This is a genomic window from Pararhizobium antarcticum, from assembly GCF_001885585.1.
In the GTDB taxonomy this organism is placed as follows: Bacteria; Pseudomonadota; Alphaproteobacteria; order Rhizobiales; family Rhizobiaceae; genus Pararhizobium; species Pararhizobium antarcticum.
The window spans coordinates 108768-126574 of sequence record NZ_LSRP01000013.1; the positions used below are offsets into that span (position 1 = coordinate 108768).

The following is a 17807-nucleotide window of genomic DNA, read 5'->3' on the forward strand; positions in this document are numbered from 1 at the left end:
GCTGCGCCCGGCTTTGGGAATAAGCCGCTCTGTCACTCGAAGATGATTAGAATCAAAATGTTAAAGGAGCCTTTGCGCGCCGCAGCGCGGCCCCTGCGACGGTTTTCTGGCGATGGCGATATTCGAGTGCGCCGCAGCCCCAGACGATGCCGAGCAGCAGGTAAAAATGTCGCCAGTGGTCTGTATCGATGACGGTGCCAATGGCGGTATGGCCGATGAGCACGATCCAGGCGATCATCAGATAGGGCTGCCAGGGTCGGTCGAGCAGCAGGAAGCGGAAGCCGATCGCTACCGTCCAGAAGATCAGCGTGACATAGCAGATGAAACCCAGCCAGCCGTAGGATGTCAGCGATTTCAGCCAGATATTGTGTTCGTCTTCCGGAAACAGGGTGCTGAACACCATCGGTCCGATGCCGAGAGGGTGTTCCATCGCCATCAGGAAACCGATGCGGTGGCGCTCGAAGCGCCCGAGATGGCCGCCATCATACTCCTGGACCAGTTGCGTCCGGCTGGAGAACAGGCTGGACACCTGTTCGAACTGCAGCGCGATGACAAGCGCCGAGATCATCAGGATGGCGCCGCCGAGCGCCAGTACCAGGATCTTCAGGCGAAAGGCGCCGGTCCGTTCCTTCATCAGCATGATGAAAACGAGCGCGCAGGCGCAGAACAGGTAGAGCGCCCAGGCCGCGCGGGAAAAGGACAGGAACAGGCCGAGCACCATGACCAGAAGGCAGAGGATCCGGACGGGCGCGCGCGACAGGCGGTCTGTCAGAAGCCCGTGCATCAGGTAGAGCGACGGGGCGACCAGAAAGGGACCGAAGACGTTGGGATCCTGGAAGGCGCCCTTGGCGCGGTCATAGAGCGTGAACTGCTCTCCACCCGGTATGGCGCCGAAATAGCCGAGAATGCCAAGCAGGGAGGTGATGACGCCGGCGGCGACCCAGGCATTGAAGATCAGCTTCAGGCGCTCCTGGCGTGCCTCGATAATGGCGGCATAGAAGACGGAAGAGAGCGCCAGGAAGGCGGACACGGCGATATACATCGGCCCGCCTCCAAGCTCCTTCATCACCGTCAGCGACAGGATGCCACCCGTGTTGAACAGGATCAGGAGCGCAAGCAGCGGCGCGGTGTAGCGTGAAATTTTCAGGCCGAACAGCGCCCAGAGTCCGATCAGCGCGGCCATGAAGAGTTCATAAGGGGCCGGCTCGGCAATCACGAAACCCGACAGAAAGACGCCGAAGGTCACCATTGCCGATCCGAAGATGGCGACTGCGGCGAGTTGCGGCCTGAAAGCGGGGGCCTGCGTGACGCCAATCGCCATCAATAGGCGTTTTCGGTGTTGAGCAGGCGGATCGGCGTCAGGAACAGGATCTTCAGATCAAACAGCAGCGACCAGTTCTCAATATAGTAGAGATCGAAGGCCGTGCGGAACTTGATCTTGTCGTCATTGTCGATCTCGCCACGCCAGCCGTTGATCTGCGCCCAGCCGGTAACGCCGGGCTTGACGCGGTGGCGTGCGAAATAGCCTTCGACGACATCGGAATAGTTGCGGTTCTGCGTCTGCGCCAGAACGGCATGCGGACGCGGTCCGACCAGCGAGAGTTGGCCCTTGAGCACGTTGAAGATCTGCGGCAGTTCGTCGATCGAGGATTTGCGCAGAAAACGACCGACCGATGTCACCCGCGGGTCGCCCTTGGTGACCGCATTGCGCGCCGTCGGATCGCTCATTTCGGTATACATCGAGCGGAACTTGTAGACGTCGATCATCTCGTTGTTGAAGCCGTGGCGCTTCTGCTTGAAGATGATCGGGCCTGGCGAATTGATCTTGACGGCGATTGCCGCACCGAGGAAGACCGGCCAGAGGCAGACGAGTGCAACTACGCTGAAGAAGATGTCGAAGGCACGCTTGGCAACCGAATCCCAATCGGTGATCGGCTTGTCGAAAATATCGAGCATCGGCACGTTGCCGACATGCGAATAGCTGCGCGGACGGAACCGCAGATTGTTGGCATGGGCGGCAAGCCGGATATCGACGGGCAGAATCCAGAGCTTGCGCAGCAGTTGCAGGATGCGGGCTTCCGCAGACAGCGGCAGCGAGATGATCAGCATGTCGATGCGGGTCAGCCGGGCAAAATCGACGAGTTCGGCGACCGTTCCGAGTTTCGGATAACCGGCAATGACGCTGGGCGAGCGGCGCTCGTCGCGGTCGTCGAAGATGCCGCAGATGCGGATGTCGTTGTCGGGCTGGCTTTCGAGGGACCGGATGAGGTCCTTGGCGGCCTGGCCGCCACCGACGATGACCGCACGGCGCTCCATGACGCCGTTGCGCACCCAGTGACGGATCGAATAGGAAATGAAGGCGCGCTTGAGAAACAGGAACGCGGCGCCCGATAGGAACCATGCGCCGAAGAAGACGCGGGAATAGGGGCCGCCGACCTTGGTGAAGAACAGGACGAGCGCCAGGCTCGCAAAGGCCAGCATCCAGGCGCCGACCAGGCGCGGCAAAGCGCGCAGCGCGGATCGAAGCCAGGTCACCTGGTAGGCATCGGCCAGTTGCAGGAAGCAGACGGTCAAGGCCGAACCCCCGGCCAGGATGCCGCAATAGATGAGCCAGTCATTCAGGCCCGGCGCGACATAGAGCATCAGGATGGCATAACCGATGGCGAACAATCCGCAGAAATCGAGCAGCCGCAACAGGCCGACAATCATCGCCGGCGAATAGGTATCGGTCCGGAACTGCTGCGCGATGCGCTTTGCAAGCGGGTTGAGATCCGGCTTTGCCGTGTCGTCGATCTTTTCATCGGGACCGATCGTGCGGATCTCGGAAATCTTCTTGCGAAGCGCTTCCGTGTCGAATGATTCCGGTCTGTCGATCTGGTTCATGATGTTTTCCGCCCTTGGCTTCGATCCGGGATAGCAGAAAGCCCCTAAAAAACGCTTACGAGCGCTGCGGAATCACCGGGACTTTGCGGCTGATTTCGGCACAAGATCCTGATAGAGCTGCAGCATGGCTGCGGCCATCGTCGAGGTGGAGAAGGCAGTCTTGAATGTGTCGGGTTCCGGCATGACGCGCTCTGCCCAGCCCGGTTCGGTGACCGCGGTCGCCATGATCTCTGCAAGCGACTGCGCGTTGTCGGGAACGGCCAGGGCGGCGCTGTCGTTGCCGAGCACTTCTGGTATGCCGCCGACACGGGCTGCGATCACCGGTTTGCGGGCCGCCAACGCCTCGAGCACGATATAGGGCATGGATTCGGCCCGGGAGGGAACGACGACATTGCGTGTGAAGGCAAAGGCGTCGCGGGCTTTCATGGCTGGCAGCATTTCGATCCGGCGACCGAGGCCGCGCTCCAGCATCATCTGTTCGTAGTCGGCCTTCTGTGGCCCGTCGCCGACCATCATCGCCGATAGCGGCCGGCCGACCAGCCGCTCGGTACGGGCAAAAGCATCGACGAACAGGTCCGGGCCCTTCAGGTCGCGGAGCATGCCGATATAGAGAAAATCCACTGCGTCGGGCCGGGCATGTACGGTTTCGAATTCGCGATCATTGATGCCGTTGTAGATGCGTTCGCTGCGCATTCTGGGCCGGCCGATCTTGGTCTCGTATGTCCTGCGTTCGAAATCGCAGACGAAAACCATCGCGTCGGTGAAGCGCTCCTGCAGCCGTTCGGCCAGAAACACCAGTTTTCCACCGAGCCGCGATCCGTCATAGTGAAGGCTGCCGCCGTGCGGCGAATAGAGGCGGGCGACGCAATACCTGTTTACCCGCAAGGCTGAGCCGATGATCCGCGCAACACCGCCGCCCTTGGCGCCGTGTCCGTGCAGAATATCCGGCCGCAAACTCCTGATTTCCCTGTAGCTGCCCCAAAGGGCCTTGAGATCGCTCGGTCCGACCGAACGTTGTATCGGCAGGCGCATCAGACCGAGCGCCAGATGGGGCCGTATTTCATCAAACAGTTTGTCTTCGAAGGTTCCCCCGGTGGTGCTGTCGCAGAGAATGCCGACCTCGTGCCCGGCCTTGGCATGGGCCTCGGCCAGATCCCGGACATGACGAAAGATGCCGCCCACCGGCGACCGGAAACAATGAAGGATGCGCAGCGGGCGGGGATCCGGCATGACTGTCAGAACAGCCGCTCGCGAACATAGATCGTATCGCCAGCCATGATCGGGTCTGAAATCGAGACACGCCCGGTGAGGACCTTGCCGTTGATCTTGCGGGTCACGTCGACATTCGCCTGGTTGGCGCGCGGCGAGTATCCGCCGGCGACGGCGATCGCGTTCTGGACCGTCATGCCCGGCACGTAAGAGTATTGTCCGGACTGGCCGACTTCGCCCATGATGAAGACAGAGCGGTAGCGGTCGACCTCGATCGTCACGTCGGGATCGCGCAGATACCCCTGGCGCAGCTTTTCGGCGATCATCTTTTCCATTTCAGGCAGGGTGTGCCCCCGCGACGGCACGGCGCCGATCAGCGGAAAGGCGACATAACCGGCCTGGTCTACCGTGTAGCTGCCGGTCAGGCCGGCTTGCTCGAAGACGCTGATGCGCAAGCGGTCGCCGCTATCGACCCGGTAGGGCTGGATCGTGGCTTCGCTGAATGCCCGGGGTGCAGGCTGATAGCTGGTGCAGCCGGCAACGGCGACGCACAGCGCAACCGCTGTGAATGTCAAACCTGTTTTCAATCGTGCGAACGTCATTAGGGTCTCGCGCTCCGGACTTCCTGCAATATCCAGATGTTATCGATCCGTTAGGGTTAATAGCCGGTAAAGGCCGGTGGAAATTTCGGTGTGCCGCGCTGCTTTCTGCAGGGGGAAGGGCGGTTGTTGACCCGGGAGAGGCTTGTTCGCGCCATTAACCCTTGTGTTACCATGTTTGTTTACGGTGACCGGCAGGTTGTGTTGGTTCGGAGTAAAGCGCATGTCGGGCGTCAATAGCGGTCATCAGGATGTCGATATCGATCTCGGCGGTCTCTTCCGTGCGATATGGGATAAGAAGGGCCGCGTGCTGCTGGCCACCGTCTGTTTCGCCGGCATGGCTTTCGTCGGCGCCAGTCTCATGTCACCGACGTACCAGAGCGAGGCGCGCCTGCTGATCGAATCGCGCCAGCCGGAATTTTCCGGCGTCAACCAGGCGCAGCAGCCGCCGGCCGACGCCGCTTTCGACGAATCCGCGATTTCCAGCCAGGTTCAGGTCCTGCGTTCGGTTGACCTGATCAAGCAGGTCGCCCGCGAAATGAAGCTTTACGAGCTGCCGGAATTCGACCCGACGGCCAATCCATCGGCGATCTCGGATCTTCTTGTCATGCTCGGCATCAAGAAAAATCCGCTCGATCTTCCTCCGGAAGAACGAGTCCTGAAGGAATTCCAGGATAAGCTGCAGGTCTACCAGGTCGAAAAATCGCGGGTTATTGCGGTGCAATTCACCTCCAAGGACCAGACGCTCGCCGCCGCCATCCCGAACGCGATGGCCAAGGTCTATCTCTCGCTGCAGAGCGGTGCGAAACTCGATTCCAATTCGGAAGCGTCGCGCTGGCTTGAGCCGGAAATCGCCAATCTGCGCGAGAAGGTGCGTGAGGCGGAAGCCAAGGTCGCGACCTATCGTTCTTCCCAGGACCTTTTGCCGACCGGCGACAACAGCACGTTTGCGATCCGCCAGCTCAACGATATTTCGGCCGAGCTTGCCCGCGTGCGCGGCGAACGGGCCAATGCCGAGGCCCGGGCCGAAGGTGTGCGCTCGGCGCTCTCGAATGGTCGCGCCGTCGATACGCTGAACGACGTGGTGGGGTCGGCGATGATCCAGCGGCTGAAAGAAACCGAATCAACCATGCAGGGCCAGATCGCTGATCTCTCGACCACCCTGTTGGATGGCCACCCGCGGTTGAAGGCGCTGAAATCCCAGCTGCAGGGCATCCGTGCGCAAATTCGCACCGAGACGCAGAAGATTCTCGGCAGTCTTGAAAACGAGGCGAGCGTCTCGCAACTGCGCGAGCGCCAGCTGGTCCAGCAACTGAATACGCTGAAGGCGACCTCGGCCCAGGCTGGCGAGGATGAGGTGGGCCTGCGCGCGCTCGAACGCGAAGCCACATCGCAGCGTCAGCTGCTCGAAACCTATCTGGCGCGGTATCGTGAGGCGACGTCCCGCACCGGCGTGAATTCGACGCCTGCGGATGGCCGGATCATATCCCAGGCCGTCGAGCCGAACGATGTGCATTTCCCGAAGGTCCTGCCGATCACCATTGTCGCGGCCCTGGCCGCCTTCCTGATCAGCTGCGTGGTGATCATGCTCAGCGAGCTTTTCAGTGGCCGCGCGCTGCGCCCGGTGAATTACGAGGACGATCAACCGTCTGCCGATGAGCCGCCGGTTGTCATAACGCATACGCCGGTGAAAGCGGTCGAACCGAAGGCCGCTCGCAGCCTGCTTGAGCAACCCGTTGACATCGCGGAACCCGCGCCGGAAACGGCCGCCAATGCTGAAGATTTCTCGATCGAATCGGTTGCCGATCATATCTGCAGCAATGACATCCGCATCGCCGTATCGGTGTCGCCGGCAGGTGACCAGGGCTCGACGGCGACCGTCATGCTGGCCCGACTGATTGCCGAAGAGGGGCGCAAGATCATCCTGATCGACCTCACCGGCTCGGCCTGCCCGTCGCGCCTGATGGCCCAGTCGACGCAGTTGCCCGGCATTACGAACCTGCTCGCCGGGGAAGTGCCGTTCACCGAGACGATCCATGCCGACCGGCTTTCCGATGCACACATCATTCCGCAGGGGGATGCCGATCCCGCGATTGCGATGCGGGGCATCGAACGCCTGGCGATGATCGTCGATGCCTTGACCAATGCCTATGACACCGTTTTGGTGGAGTGCGGGCCGGCAGACGTCAATGCGGTCCGAAAGGTGATGCGCTCGACCGAGACGGAAATCATTTTGTCTGCACCGGCCGTCAGCGACGAGGATATCGTTGCACTGATCCATGGTTTCGATGAGGCGGGCTACAGTGATATCGTGCTGATGACGGCCACCGCGCTGCCGCAGCCAGGACATCCGGGTCGCCGCGCGGCCTGAGATTGATGACTGCTTGTCAGCCGTTGTCCATTTCGGATGAGGCGCCCGCGGACGTGCCCTGGCGGCGCTGCCGCAGGCGCTGGACGAAGGCATAGAGCGTGCGGTTCTTCTTGATCGCGCTCTTCATCGAGACGAGGGAGCGGTGCAACCATGCCGCAATCCGTCCGCGCACGGTCAGCGGCAGGACGATATCGCGTTGCACGGTTTCGACCGTGCACCAAGACCGCTTGTAGGGCTGGTCGCCAATGCCGAAATCGAACAGTGCGGCCCCCTCTGCACACTGGCGGCGGATCATCAGGAAAAACAGCAATTCGCCGGGACTGCTGTCTGCAGCGATATCCTCGTCGATTGATCCGAACTGGCAGATGACGTGGTCACCCTTGCGCGACAAGCCGGCGATCGCGATGATCCGGCCCTCGTTTTCGCCCCGCAGGCGAATGGCATTGAGTTCGAGCGGTTGGCCGTTTTCGGTCTCGCCCAGCGCTGCGAGACGATGGAAAAAAGCCTGCGTCTCCGGATCCTGAAAAACATTCGGCAGGCCGAGAACCTTGAACCGGGCAGCCTTCTGGGCGAAAAACAGGTCGAGCAGCGCGCGCCGTTCCTCGCTCGTCTTTGCCACGACGTGATCGTAGCCGCCCAGCGCCTCCAGGCGCTTTTCGGAGACGCGGAATTTCTTGCGCCGACGCTTGGCATTGATCTGCGCCAGCGTCGTTTCGAAGTTTTCCAACAGCGGAAGCTGGTAGGATGCGTTCTGGTTTCGCACGGCCGGCAGGCTTGCCAGCGGATGGCATGTGCCGCGCCACTCAAACGGCATCTTTTCGAGCGTCACGATGTCGGCGACGCGGGATAGCTTTTCGCCAAGCTGTTTGATGACGCAGGCCGCGAAATCCTGCGACGCCAGATCACCCAGATCGCTTGAAAACAGACCCGTATTGATGTTGCTGTGCGGTGCGCCGATGAAACGGGCTGTGCGGAACAGACGCCCGCGCACCAGTTCCAGCGGCAGGATGAAGATGGTTTTGTGGCCGAGATTGCCGCGCACAAGCAGAAGCGGGTTTTGATGGCTCTTGGCCCAGGCCTTGCACCAGTCGAACCCCTGATGCAGGGAAATGGTGTTTGACGCCTCCAGCCTGCGCCAGTCCGCTTCCAGGGCGTCTAGGCTCACATGCACGGAGAGTGTCAGGCTGTCGGTGGCGGCGGCTTCGATGGCGGCGGCACGCGTTGCGCGCGATGCACGACCGCGCATCTTGTCCACCGGCATCATGTTGAAGTCGACATCCGTCATCGTAAAAGTCGCCCGGGAACCCGTTTTCGCCTCGCTTTCTAGCGTGCAAACGGTGTGACTTTCTTTAAAAAATTGTGCGACTGCGTTCATCGTCCCCGAAAGCGGAAAATGAGGTTAGCGAAATGCTAAGCCGGTCTTGCCGGCGCAAGTCGGTCAGTCCAGCCAGCCGGTGGATAGCGCGCGCTGCCATTCGCCATGGCCGCGTTCGCCGGCAAGCCGCGACATGGCCAGATTGTCGTAGCGGACGCGGCGGAAACTGACCGTCCATGCGGTGCCGGTTCTTTCACCGCCGGTTTTCTCAATCACCGCATAGGACGCATCGGGCGAGCCGGTCTCGACCTTGTGGAAGACAGGCTCGTCATCATCATAGCCGGGGCAGCCGACGCTGCCGGGATTGACGATCAGCCGGCCATCGGCGAGGCGCACGGCCCTTGGAATATGGGTGTGTCCGCACAGAATGACCGCGACATCCTGATCGCCGGCGAGGTCCTCGATCCGCTGGCGGGCCGACATGTGCAGCACACCCTGCGGTGTCAGGTCTTCGAGCCAGTATGTTGTGTCGCTCGACGGTGTGCCATGGCAAAGCAGGATTTCATCGCGATAGAGCAGCGTCGGCGGCAGCGCGCGCAGCCAGTCGAGATGACGTGGCTCCAGTTCGGCGTGGGAGAAGCTATCCCAGGTGTTCATTTCGACAGGCGCGCGCGTCGTCAGCCAGCGATCGTGATTGCCGCGGATCGACGGGAAGTCCTGCGCCATCAGCATGTCGGCGGTGCGCGCCGCGTTCAGGGGGCCGCTTAGGTGATCGCCGAGATTGACGACCTCGCTGATGCCCTGTGCCGCAATGTCTTTCAGCACGGCGTAAAGGGCGAGATCGTTGCCATGGATGTCGGCGATAACGGCGATGCGCATGGGAGAACTTTCAGGTCGGTTTCGACATCCATTTGATGATCAGCATGGCGGGCAGGATCCACAGCAGGCCGGTGAAGAAGAAATACAGCAGATGCACCCACCACGGCGAGGCGCCAAGCAGCAGCGTGGCGAAGGTCGTCGCCGCCAGCGCATAGACGATGACGAGCAGGACGATCAGGACGGTGCCGATCAGTTTTCGCAGGCGTAAGGGCATCATGCTCTTTCCGGTTGGCGGCTCTGCTGGTCGGCGGCTGAGCCGCGACGGCATGCCGCAAAGGGGTAAGTCTTGTTTTGCATGCTGCTCTGGTGCAAATCAACACGCTTGAAGCGCGATCACCGAGACAATTCGTCTCGTGCCAGTTTTGACCGCGCTTGATCTATCAGGAGCCCGCATGACCAGCGTACAGATCATTGATGAGCCTTCGTTCGCCCGGACAAACGTCCATGCCGACCGCAACCGCCGTCAGTTGCGGCTCTGGCTCGGTTTCGTGCTCCTGGTTCTGTTTTCCCTGGTGCTTGTCGGGGGCGCCACGCGGCTGACGGAATCCGGTCTTTCGATTACCGAATGGAAGCCGATCCACGGCGTCGTCCCGCCGCTGAGCGCGCAGGAGTGGGACGAGGAGTTCGCGCTGTACCAGAAGATTCCCCAGTACCAGCAGATCAATCAGGGCATGAGCATCGATGAGTTCAAAACGATCTTCTGGTGGGAATGGGCGCATCGGCTTCTGGCGCGCACGATTGGCCTGGTGTTTGCGCTGCCGCTGTTGTTTTTCTGGGTGACGGGCCGCATCGAGCAGCGCTTTAAACTGCCTCTGGTCGGCATTCTGGCGCTGGGCGGTTTCCAGGGTTTCATCGGCTGGTGGATGGTCTCTTCCGGCCTCGTCAACCGCACGGATGTCAGCCAGTACCGGCTGGCCACGCATCTGATGATTGCCTGTCTGATCTTTGCATCCTGCATGTGGATCATGCGGGGGCTGTCGAAGCATGTCGGCGAGGCTGCGCCGACGGCAAGCTCGAAGAAGATGGCGATGATCATCACCCTGATGACGCTCTTTCAGATCTATCTGGGCGCGCTCGTTGCCGGCCTTGATGCGGGCTTCACCTACAATACCTGGCCGTTGATGGATGGAGCGCTGGTCCCGGGCGACCTGTTCGTCCAGCAGCCGTTCTGGCTCAATCTCTTCGAGAACCCGAAGACGGTGCAGTTCGTCCACCGGTGCGGGGCCTACCTGCTCTTCGCACTCGTGCTGATGCACATGATCGCCTCGGTCCGCAAGGCGCCGCAGACGACGCATGCCCGTCGTTCGATTCTTCTCTTCGCGCTGGTGACCCTGCAGGCAATGATCGGCATCATGACCCTTGTGCTGCAGGTTCCGGTCAGCTGGGGCGTTCTGCACCAGGGCTTTGCACTGATCGTGCTCGGCTTTGCCATCGCCCACTGGCGCGCCTTCGTCGGCGAATACCCGCCAGAAGCCATGGCTATCCGTCAAGCCTGAGCCGGCACAACGCCGGCGCCTAGGCGGAGAGCATGAGGTCCATGTTCTGCACGGCAGCACCCGATGCGCCCTTGCCGAGATTGTCGAGCAGCGCAACGAGGTTGACCTGGTCACCGCCGGCCGAACCGAACACGAACAGCTTGATCGTGTCCTGGCCGGCAAGCTCGACGGCATCGACCCGTGGCATGGCAGCACTGGTCGAAAGCGGCACGACCTCGACGATCGACTGTCCGGCATAATGGGCTGTCAGTGCGGCGTGAATGCTCTCGAGCGTGGCACCGTCGGCGAGGTCTTCGAGATGGAGCGGAACCTGGACGATCATGCCCTGCGGAAAGCGTCCAACCGATGGCGAGAAGATTGGCGTGCGGGCCAGAAGCCCGTGGGCCTGCATCTCGCCGACATGCTTGTGCTTGAGCGGCAGTCCGTAGAGGAAATGCGGGGAAGCGATGTGCTCCGGATTATTTGCGTCTTCCATCTGGGCAATCATCTGCTTGCCGCCGCCGGTATAGCCGGATACGGCGTTCACCGTGATCGGATGATTTTCCGGCAGGATGCCAGCCTGCCGCAACGGCCGGATCAGTCCGATCGCGCCGGTCGGATAGCAGCCGGGATTGGCGACGAGACGGGCCGCGCGGATCTTTTCCGGCTGCGCATTGTCCATCTCGGCAAAGCCGTATGCCCAGCCGGGCGCGATCCGGTGCGCGGTCGACGTGTCGATGATCCTGACGCTGTTATTGCCTTCCAGCATGCTGACGGCCTGCTTTGATGCGTCGTCGGGCAGGCACAGGATGGCGATGTCGGCGCTGTTCAGAAGGTCTTCACGCATCGCGGCATTGCGCCGTTCGGCTTCCGGAATTGACAGCAGTTCGACATCCGGGCGGTCCGCCATGCGGACGCGGATCTGCAGCCCCGTGGTGCCGTGTTCGCCATCGATGAAGATCTTCGGTTTCATGGATAATCCTGTCTCGTCAACACTCTGCAGCGGTTTGCTGATTCATGCTGGCATGCAATTGAATCAGTTTGATAACAGTCCCTCTTGCTCCGAGCCGGACCAATCAGCCGCGTCTTTCTGCAAGCTTCTCAGCGTGCAGGCCGAGCATATACATCGCGATTGTGGAGGCTGCAATGGCGGTGATATCGGCATGATCATAGGCGGGAGCGACCTCTACCACGTCGGCACCCTTGATCGACAGCGCCCCGAGTTTGCGCAGAATCGACAGCATGCGCGCAGACGAGGGCCCGCCTGACACCGGCGTGCCTGTTCCGGGTGCATAGGCAGGATCAAGGCAGTCGATGTCGAAGGTCAGGTAGGTCGCGCGTTCCCCGACATGGTGCAGGATCGTGTCCGCTATCTCTTGCGCGCTCATCTCTTCAACCGCGTAGCCATAGAGGATGCGGATGCCGCAATCCTCGGGCGCATGGGTCCGGATCCCGACCTGGATGGAGGTGGAGGGGTCGATCAGTCCTTCGCGCACGGCGCGGCCGACGAAGGAGCCGTGATCGATTCGTCCCTTTTCGTCGGCCCAGGTGTCCTGATGCGCATCGAAGTGAACAAGCGAAAGCGGTCCATGGATCGCCGCATGGGCCCGCAGCAGCGGCAGGGTGATGAAGTGATCGCCGCCGAGTGTCAGCAGGAAGGCGCCGCTCTTCAGGATCTTTGCGGCCTCCCGCTCGATTGTCGCGGGGGTTCGGGAGTGGTTGCCAAAGTCCAGCAGGCAATCGCCGTAGTCGATGGTCGCCATATCGGCAAACAGGTCCCGCTCGAACGGATATTGCGGATCATTGTCGAAAATGGCGGAGGCGCGGCGGATCGCCTGCGGTCCAAAACGCGCCCCCGGGCGGTTGGAAGTGGCCGCATCGAAGGGAACCCCCCACACCACTGCATCCACCCCCGCAAGTTGCTTGGTATATTTCCGCCGCATGAAGGACAGGATACCGGCATGGGTGGGGTCGCTTGCGGCGCTCTTCAGCGATTTTGCGGTGATCGCATGGTCGATGGTCTTGCTGGCCAAAAATGCCTCCGTTCTTGGAATAGGGGGCAATCCCCATGGCAATTCGTACCCGCCGCGCATTTGATCGTCAATTCTGGCCCGGAAATTGCTGTGTTTAAGAAATGGTTGCACGGTCGCCGATTGTGTTCCGTTCTGGAACAGAATCGGCTCTCGTGCCCATCGGGAGAAATGGCAGGGAGAAGTGCGTGGCCGGTTCTGGCGCAATCGCATCGCGCCGCGAGGGCGGAGCAGACAGTCTGATCTGTCCTAGGCCGCGGATTGGTGAAATGCCATTCCGCAGGGCTCAGCTATCGGCACCGGCGAGCATTGCATCGGTGCAGTATCTGCGGGTCGTTGCCTGCTGGTGTGTCGTGCTTTTTCACATCTTTGCCTCGTTGAACAGCGAGCTTGGCTGGTCGAACCATTTCGGTTTCGGTGCCATCGGCGTGGACATCTTTTTCGTGATCAGCGGGTATATCATGGCCATGATCATCGCCCGGGACGAAGACTTTCGGCCGATGACATTCCTGATGAAACGAATTGCGCGGATCGTGCCGATCTACTGGGTCATGTCGGCGGGTGCCGTCGCCATCACCTTTGCCTTGCCGCACCTCATGAACCGGCCGGAGATGGAATGGAGCAAGATCATCTCTTCCATGCTCTTCCTGCCGGATCCGGTTGCCGGTTCAATATTGCCGATCATATCTGTGGGCTGGACACTGAATCTGGAGATGTTTTTCTACTGCCTTGTCGCCTTCACCGTGTGGATATCCGGCGACCGCGGTATGATGGTGACAATAGGCGTTTTGGTTCTGATCGTTTTGGCCGGACTGCTCGTCGATGGTGGGACAATCTTCAATTTCTTCACCCAGCCGCTGCTCCTGGAGTTTGCTTTTGGCATTCTGATCTGGAGATACGGCGTGATCGCCACCCGACAGAAATGGTTCACAGGCTTCTGGCTCGTGTCCATGCCTGTTCTTGTGATCGGGCTGATCGTCTCAGGCGCCTATGACGACACGTGGCGCTTCGCCATCTGGGGCCTGCCTGCCGCATTCTTCTTTCTCGGTGCCCAATCGCTCATGACGAAAAGCATCCCGTGGCTGCAAAAGCTCGGTGATTGGTCGTTTTCGACCTATTTGCTGCACGTCTATGTCATCCAGCTTTTCGTCAAGCTTATCGCCGAACAGCTACCCTATGAGCCGATGCTGATCACCAGCGCGATCGGCGTTCTCATCCTGGTGATTGCGATCGGTTCGGCCGCGATGTTCCATCTGTTCGAAAAGCCGGTCACGATGTGGCTCAACAGCGGCATTGCCCGCTGGGCGCTGCGCCCGCGCGAGAGCCGCCAGCCTCTCTGAGCAAACGGCCGTCAGCACACGGATTTCAAAAATAACAAAGGCCGGGCAGTGATGCCCGGCCTTTGCAAAAATGCGCAGTGTGAAACGATTAACGCTTCGAGAACTGGAACGAACGACGGGCCTTCGCCTTGCCGTACTTCTTACGCTCGACGACGCGGCTGTCGCGGGTCAGGAAGCCACCCTTCTTCAGGACCGGACGCAGGCCCGGTTCGAAGTAGGTGAGGGCCTTGGAGATGCCGTGACGAACAGCACCGGCCTGGCCGGAGAGACCGCCGCCGACAACCGTTGCCACGATGTCGAACTGGCCGTCACGGGCAGCAGCGACGATCGGCTGGCGCAGGATCATCTGCAGGACCGGACGGGCGAAGTAGGTCGCAAACTCGCGGCCATTGATGGTGATCTTGCCGGAACCCGGCTTGACCCAGACGCGGGCAACGGCGTTCTTGCGCTTGCCGGTCGCATAGGAGCGGCCCTGGGCGTCGACCTTGCGGACGTGAACCGGAGCGGCCGATGTCGATTCAGCGACTGTGCCGAGGTCTTTCAGAGAAGAGAGGTCAGCCACGATTAGGCGCTCCTTGTGTTCTTGCTGTTCAGCGCTGCGACGTCGAGAACGGTCGGCTGCTGAGCTTCATGCGGATGATTGGTGCCGGCGTAGACGCGCAGGTTCTTCATCTGGCGACGGCCAAGCGGACCACGGGGAACCATGCGCTCGACAGCCTTCTCGAGAACGCGCTCCGGAAAGCGGCCTTCGATGATCTGGCGCGCGGTGCGCTCCTTGATGCCGCCCGGATAACCGGTGTGCCAGTAGTACTTCTTGTCGCTGTACTTCTTGCCGGTGAGGACTGCCTTTTCGGCGTTGATCACGATGACATTGTCACCATCGTCAACGTGAGGTGTGTAGGTGACTTTATTCTTGCCGCGCAGGATGTTGGCGATAATGGAAGCGACGCGACCGACAACGAGGCCTTCGGCATCGATGAGGATCCACTTCTTCTCCACCTCTGCAGGCTTCTGAACGAAGGTTGACATGTTGAAACTCTTTCGTTTTGAACCCGATGCGTTGCCGCCGGGCTTTTTTGTTGCTTGATTTGGCGGCTTCACGCGCGCCAAAAGGAAAGCGGCCCCAGGGGACCGCGATCTGATGCGGCTTATACGCAAGGCTGGAAAAACCGTCAAGATCACGCGTTTTGATGGTTTGAAAAAATATCCATTATAAACAAGGACTTAAAGATGTGGTATTATATTACCACAATTTACTTCGGCGGAATCGAATAGGTTCCGGTTGCATGGGCAACCAGTTCACCACTGCCCATGCCGGAAATGGCGGCGTCAAGCACCGCCAGGCGTTTTCCGAGCTTCAGGATATGGCAGGTGCAGAGCAGCGGCCCGAGCGGTGGTTTGCGCAGGAAGTTGATGGTGAAGCTGGTGGTGACGGCGAGAGCCACCGGACCGATATGGGCGATCAACGCGACATAGGCGGTGACATCAGCCAGCGTGAACAGCGAAGGGCCTGATACGGTCGCGCCAGGCCGCAGGTGGCGCTGCAGCGGCTCGAACCGCATCGTGGCGAAGCCCGGGCCAACAGCTTCGACCGTAAAAATCCTGCCGTCTGCATGGACCTCGGGGAAATCCGTATCCAGAAAACGGTTCAGATCATCGGGTGTGAGAAGGGGCGTCAGGGGCATGGTGTTTCTCCGGCGGCAGGCGAACCGATTTACAAGTGTCCGGCAAACGTAAGGCAAGCCGGACGATAGTCTGAGCCAAAAGCTATCCGGTTCTCGGTGTTGCTTGAAACCGGTGCCGCGGAAGGCTACCAAGCGGTCACGCTGCAGCCAACCCCGGGAGAACGCCATGGCCGAGATAGTTTCCTTGCACAAGGACGAGGCGCGCGGACTGGTCCTGCGCGACGCAATGTCCGATGGCGTTGTGCGGCTGACGCTCAACAACCCGCCGGCCAATGTGCTTTCGCTGGCGCTGATCGAGGCGCTGATCGGCGAACTGGATGCGATTGCAGCCTCCAGCACGATCCGGGTCGTCATCCTCGCCGCATCCGGCAGCCTGTTTTCGGCGGGGCACGACCTCAAGGAATTGACCGCGCACCGCACGGATGCCGACGAGGGCAGGGCATTTTTCGAAAGGGCGATGCGGCTCTGTGCCCAGCTGATGCTGAAGATCACGCATCTGCCGCAGCCGGTGATCGCGGAAATCGATGGTCTGGCAACGGCCGCCGGTTGCCAGCTGGTCGCCACCTGCGATCTTGCCATCTGCACCGACAGCTCGACCTTCTGCACGCCGGGCGTCAATATCGGCCTGTTCTGCTCGACGCCGATGGTGGCTGTATCGCGGGCGGCTCACCGCAAGCAGGCGATGGAAATGCTCCTGACCGGCGAGACCATCGATGCCTCGACCGCCAAGGATTTCGGGCTGGTCAACCGTATCGTGCCCAAACAGTACCTGCAGCAGGTCGTCAACAAATACGCTGCCGTCATCGCATCGAAATCGCCGCAGGCGCTGAGCATCGGCAAGGCCGCCTTCAACCGCCAGGCGCATCTGCCGATCGAGCAAGCCTATGACTATGCGGCGGGCGTAATGGTCGAAAACATGCTGATGGCCGATGCCAAGGAGGGGATCGGCGCGGTTCTTGGCAAGCGTTCGCCGGAGTGGAAGGAAGAGTAATGGCAAGAATTACAAAATTCGAAATCGCCGAAATGAATCGCTTCCAGTTGCACGATGACGTTGATGCCAAGGTTTTTGTGCAGGAGCATGATGGAAGAGCGCTACTTCAGATATCAACCTATGACCGTGAAAGTCGATAGAACCATGGAAAGCTAAGCCAGACCTTTCAAGTTGATGAAAAGGCTGCAAGCGAATTTTTTGCGATTTTGAAACGTGAGTTCGGATTTAAATAGCTCAAGCCAGCTTCAACAGCAGCGCGCCCAGCGCGATCAGGCAGGCTGCGGCAATCCGGAACAGGCTGACGCGTTCCTTGAGGAAGACGATCGAGATGACGATGGCAAACAGGATCGAGGTTTCGCGCAGCGCCGCGACCGTGGCCACCGGGGCCTTGGTCATCGCCCAGAGCGCCAGTCCGTAGGAGCCGATCGAACCCGCGCCGCCGATCAGGCCGCGCCACCATTGATGGCGGACGTGGAACAGAACAGGCGCAAATCCGCGCTGGGAAAAGGCCCAGGCAAAGAGCAGAACCGGCGGCAGCAGCGCCATCCACAGCGTGTAGGAAATCGGGTTGAGCGCCAGCCTCGCGCCAATGCCGTCGACGAAGGTATAGGAAGCGATGACAACGGCATTGGCAAGCGCCAGAAGGATGGCCCGTTTGCCGCCCTTGCGGGCCTCGAATGCCAATGTCAGGACGCCGGTCGAGATCGTCAGCACGCCGGCCAGCGCCCCGGTCGTCAGCGTTTCGCCGATCAGCACGCCGCTTGTCGCGGCCACCAGAACCGGCGCGACGCCGCGCATCAATGGATAGACAAGACCGATGTCGCCGGCTCGATAGGCTGCGGCCACCAGTTGGAAATAGGCGAACTGGAAAAACGCAGAGATAAGGATGAAGGGCCAGGCATCCGGATGCGGCAAGGGCAGGAAGGGCAGGAACACGAGGGCGATAACGCCGGCACCCAGCGCGATCATCGCGGCATCCAGCGATTTTTCAGACCCTGATTTGACCAGCGCATTCCAGGTCGCATGCAGC

General features: G+C 60.6%; 18 protein-coding genes. 5 read left to right on the top strand and 13 right to left on the bottom strand.

The features are described 5' to 3' along the window. Nucleotides 1-52: 52 nt before the first annotated feature. The 4 genes from AX760_RS02625 to AX760_RS02640 form a co-directional block, all read right to left on the bottom strand. A complete protein-coding gene (locus AX760_RS02625; RefSeq protein WP_087149143.1) occupies nucleotides 53-1321 on the bottom strand; it encodes an O-antigen ligase family protein in 1269 nt (422 codons plus the stop codon). Next, on the bottom strand, nucleotides 1321-2883 hold the full coding sequence (locus tag AX760_RS02630; RefSeq protein ID WP_071831279.1) for an undecaprenyl-phosphate glucose phosphotransferase: 1563 nt from the start codon (nucleotides 2881-2883) through the stop codon (nucleotides 1321-1323). Before AX760_RS02630 ends, AX760_RS02625 begins: the two co-directional genes overlap by 1 nt. A 72-nt stretch (nucleotides 2884-2955) precedes the next feature. Continuing rightward, nucleotides 2956-4113, bottom strand: a complete 1158-nt coding sequence (locus AX760_RS02635) for a glycosyltransferase family 4 protein (protein WP_071831280.1) — start codon at nucleotides 4111-4113, stop codon at nucleotides 2956-2958. A gap of 5 nt (nucleotides 4114-4118) precedes the next feature. After that, nucleotides 4119-4694 (bottom strand): polysaccharide biosynthesis/export family protein, encoded by a 576-nt coding sequence (locus tag AX760_RS02640; RefSeq protein ID WP_071831281.1) that lies wholly within the window; start codon nucleotides 4692-4694, stop codon nucleotides 4119-4121. Between the two features lie 220 nt (nucleotides 4695-4914). Here AX760_RS02640 and AX760_RS02645 point away from each other — a divergent pair, with 220 nt between their 5' ends. Further along, nucleotides 4915-7062 (top strand): GumC family protein, encoded by a 2148-nt coding sequence (locus tag AX760_RS02645; protein WP_071831282.1) that lies wholly within the window; start codon nucleotides 4915-4917, stop codon nucleotides 7060-7062. A gap of 16 nt (nucleotides 7063-7078) precedes the next feature. Here AX760_RS02645 and AX760_RS02650 read toward each other — a convergent pair whose 3' ends face one another. From AX760_RS02650 to AX760_RS02660, 3 genes are all read right to left on the bottom strand, one after another. After that, nucleotides 7079-8347: a GNAT family N-acetyltransferase gene (locus AX760_RS02650; RefSeq protein ID WP_071831283.1), complete on the bottom strand. Its 1269-nt coding sequence runs from the start codon at nucleotides 8345-8347 to the stop codon at nucleotides 7079-7081. A 153-nt stretch (nucleotides 8348-8500) separates the two neighbouring features. Next, entirely contained in the window at nucleotides 8501-9256 is a 756-nt protein-coding gene (locus AX760_RS02655; protein WP_071831284.1) for a metallophosphoesterase family protein, read from the bottom strand. Nucleotides 9257-9266: 10 nt separating this feature from the next. Further along, nucleotides 9267-9470, bottom strand: a complete 204-nt coding sequence (locus AX760_RS02660; RefSeq protein ID WP_071831303.1) for a DUF2842 domain-containing protein — start codon at nucleotides 9468-9470, stop codon at nucleotides 9267-9269. A 178-nt stretch (nucleotides 9471-9648) separates the two neighbouring features. Between AX760_RS02660 and AX760_RS02665 the strand changes: the two genes are divergently transcribed. After that, nucleotides 9649-10752: a COX15/CtaA family protein gene (locus AX760_RS02665; RefSeq protein ID WP_071831285.1), complete on the top strand. Its 1104-nt coding sequence runs from the start codon at nucleotides 9649-9651 to the stop codon at nucleotides 10750-10752. A 19-nt stretch (nucleotides 10753-10771) separates the two neighbouring features. On the opposite strand, the gene argC is transcribed toward AX760_RS02665, so the two are convergent. Further along, complete coding sequence (gene argC, locus AX760_RS02670) at nucleotides 10772-11704, bottom strand: N-acetyl-gamma-glutamyl-phosphate reductase (protein ID WP_071831286.1); 933 nt, start codon at nucleotides 11702-11704, stop codon at nucleotides 10772-10774. A 103-nt stretch (nucleotides 11705-11807) separates the two neighbouring features. After that, complete coding sequence (speB, locus tag AX760_RS02675) at nucleotides 11808-12764, bottom strand: agmatinase (protein ID WP_071831287.1); 957 nt, start codon at nucleotides 12762-12764, stop codon at nucleotides 11808-11810. Nucleotides 12765-13030: 266 nt separating this feature from the next. Here speB and AX760_RS02680 point away from each other — a divergent pair, with 266 nt between their 5' ends. Further along, entirely contained in the window at nucleotides 13031-14101 is a 1071-nt protein-coding gene (locus AX760_RS02680; RefSeq protein WP_071831288.1) for an acyltransferase family protein, read from the top strand. Nucleotides 14102-14189: 88 nt separating this feature from the next. On the opposite strand, the gene rpsI is transcribed toward AX760_RS02680, so the two are convergent. From rpsI to AX760_RS02695, 3 genes are all read right to left on the bottom strand, one after another. Next, nucleotides 14190-14663, bottom strand: coding sequence for a 30S ribosomal protein S9 (rpsI, locus tag AX760_RS02685; protein ID WP_071831289.1), 474 nt, complete (start codon nucleotides 14661-14663; stop codon nucleotides 14190-14192). 2 nt (nucleotides 14664-14665) lie between these two features. Beyond that, the gene (gene rplM / locus AX760_RS02690; protein WP_071831290.1) at nucleotides 14666-15130 is read right to left on the bottom strand and encodes a 50S ribosomal protein L13; all 465 of its coding nucleotides are present in this window, start codon (nucleotides 15128-15130) and stop codon (nucleotides 14666-14668) included. A 224-nt stretch (nucleotides 15131-15354) separates the two neighbouring features. Beyond that, on the bottom strand, nucleotides 15355-15786 hold the full coding sequence (locus AX760_RS02695; protein ID WP_071831291.1) for a PaaI family thioesterase: 432 nt from the start codon (nucleotides 15784-15786) through the stop codon (nucleotides 15355-15357). A gap of 166 nt (nucleotides 15787-15952) precedes the next feature. Here AX760_RS02695 and AX760_RS02700 point away from each other — a divergent pair, with 166 nt between their 5' ends. Together AX760_RS02700 and AX760_RS27010 are read left to right on the top strand one after the other, a co-directional pair. Beyond that, a complete protein-coding gene (locus tag AX760_RS02700; RefSeq protein WP_071831292.1) occupies nucleotides 15953-16777 on the top strand; it encodes an enoyl-CoA hydratase in 825 nt (274 codons plus the stop codon). Further along, nucleotides 16777-16917 (top strand): hypothetical protein, encoded by a 141-nt coding sequence (locus AX760_RS27010; protein WP_175552000.1) that lies wholly within the window; start codon nucleotides 16777-16779, stop codon nucleotides 16915-16917. Before AX760_RS02700 ends, AX760_RS27010 begins: the two co-directional genes overlap by 1 nt. Before the next feature lie 94 nt (nucleotides 16918-17011). Here AX760_RS27010 and AX760_RS02705 read toward each other — a convergent pair whose 3' ends face one another. Next, nucleotides 17012-17806 carry an EamA family transporter gene (locus AX760_RS02705; RefSeq protein WP_245294916.1) on the bottom strand — a complete coding sequence of 265 codons (795 nt, stop codon included), beginning with the start codon at nucleotides 17804-17806 and terminating at the stop codon, nucleotides 17012-17014. Nucleotide 17807: the final 1 nt, after the last annotated feature.

What these genes read in the sequence shown, in the direction of transcription:
- argC (WP_071831286.1), bottom strand. Translation starts at nt 11,704, where the DNA reads ATGAAACCGAAGATCTTCATCGATGGCGAACACGGCACCACGGGGCTG.
- AX760_RS02655 (WP_071831284.1), bottom strand. Translation starts at nt 9,256, where the DNA reads ATGCGCATCGCCGTTATCGCCGACATCCATGGCAACGATCTCGCCCTT.
- AX760_RS02665 (WP_071831285.1), top strand. Translation starts at nt 9,649, where the DNA reads ATGACCAGCGTACAGATCATTGATGAGCCTTCGTTCGCCCGGACAAAC.
- AX760_RS27010 (WP_175552000.1), top strand. Translation starts at nt 16,777, where the DNA reads ATGGCAAGAATTACAAAATTCGAAATCGCCGAAATGAATCGCTTCCAG.
- AX760_RS02645 (WP_071831282.1), top strand. Translation starts at nt 4,915, where the DNA reads ATGTCGGGCGTCAATAGCGGTCATCAGGATGTCGATATCGATCTCGGC.
- AX760_RS02700 (WP_071831292.1), top strand. Translation starts at nt 15,953, where the DNA reads ATGGCCGAGATAGTTTCCTTGCACAAGGACGAGGCGCGCGGACTGGTC.
- AX760_RS02660 (WP_071831303.1), bottom strand. Translation starts at nt 9,470, where the DNA reads ATGCCCTTACGCCTGCGAAAACTGATCGGCACCGTCCTGATCGTCCTG.
- AX760_RS02695 (WP_071831291.1), bottom strand. Translation starts at nt 15,786, where the DNA reads ATGCCCCTGACGCCCCTTCTCACACCCGATGATCTGAACCGTTTTCTG.
- AX760_RS02625 (WP_087149143.1), bottom strand. Translation starts at nt 1,321, where the DNA reads ATGGCGATTGGCGTCACGCAGGCCCCCGCTTTCAGGCCGCAACTCGCC.
- AX760_RS02650 (WP_071831283.1), bottom strand. Translation starts at nt 8,347, where the DNA reads ATGACGGATGTCGACTTCAACATGATGCCGGTGGACAAGATGCGCGGT.
- AX760_RS02680 (WP_071831288.1), top strand. Translation starts at nt 13,031, where the DNA reads ATGCCATTCCGCAGGGCTCAGCTATCGGCACCGGCGAGCATTGCATCG.
- AX760_RS02630 (WP_071831279.1), bottom strand. Translation starts at nt 2,883, where the DNA reads ATGAACCAGATCGACAGACCGGAATCATTCGACACGGAAGCGCTTCGC.
- rplM (WP_071831290.1), bottom strand. Translation starts at nt 15,130, where the DNA reads ATGTCAACCTTCGTTCAGAAGCCTGCAGAGGTGGAGAAGAAGTGGATC.
- AX760_RS02635 (WP_071831280.1), bottom strand. Translation starts at nt 4,113, where the DNA reads ATGCCGGATCCCCGCCCGCTGCGCATCCTTCATTGTTTCCGGTCGCCG.
- AX760_RS02640 (WP_071831281.1), bottom strand. Translation starts at nt 4,694, where the DNA reads ATGACGTTCGCACGATTGAAAACAGGTTTGACATTCACAGCGGTTGCG.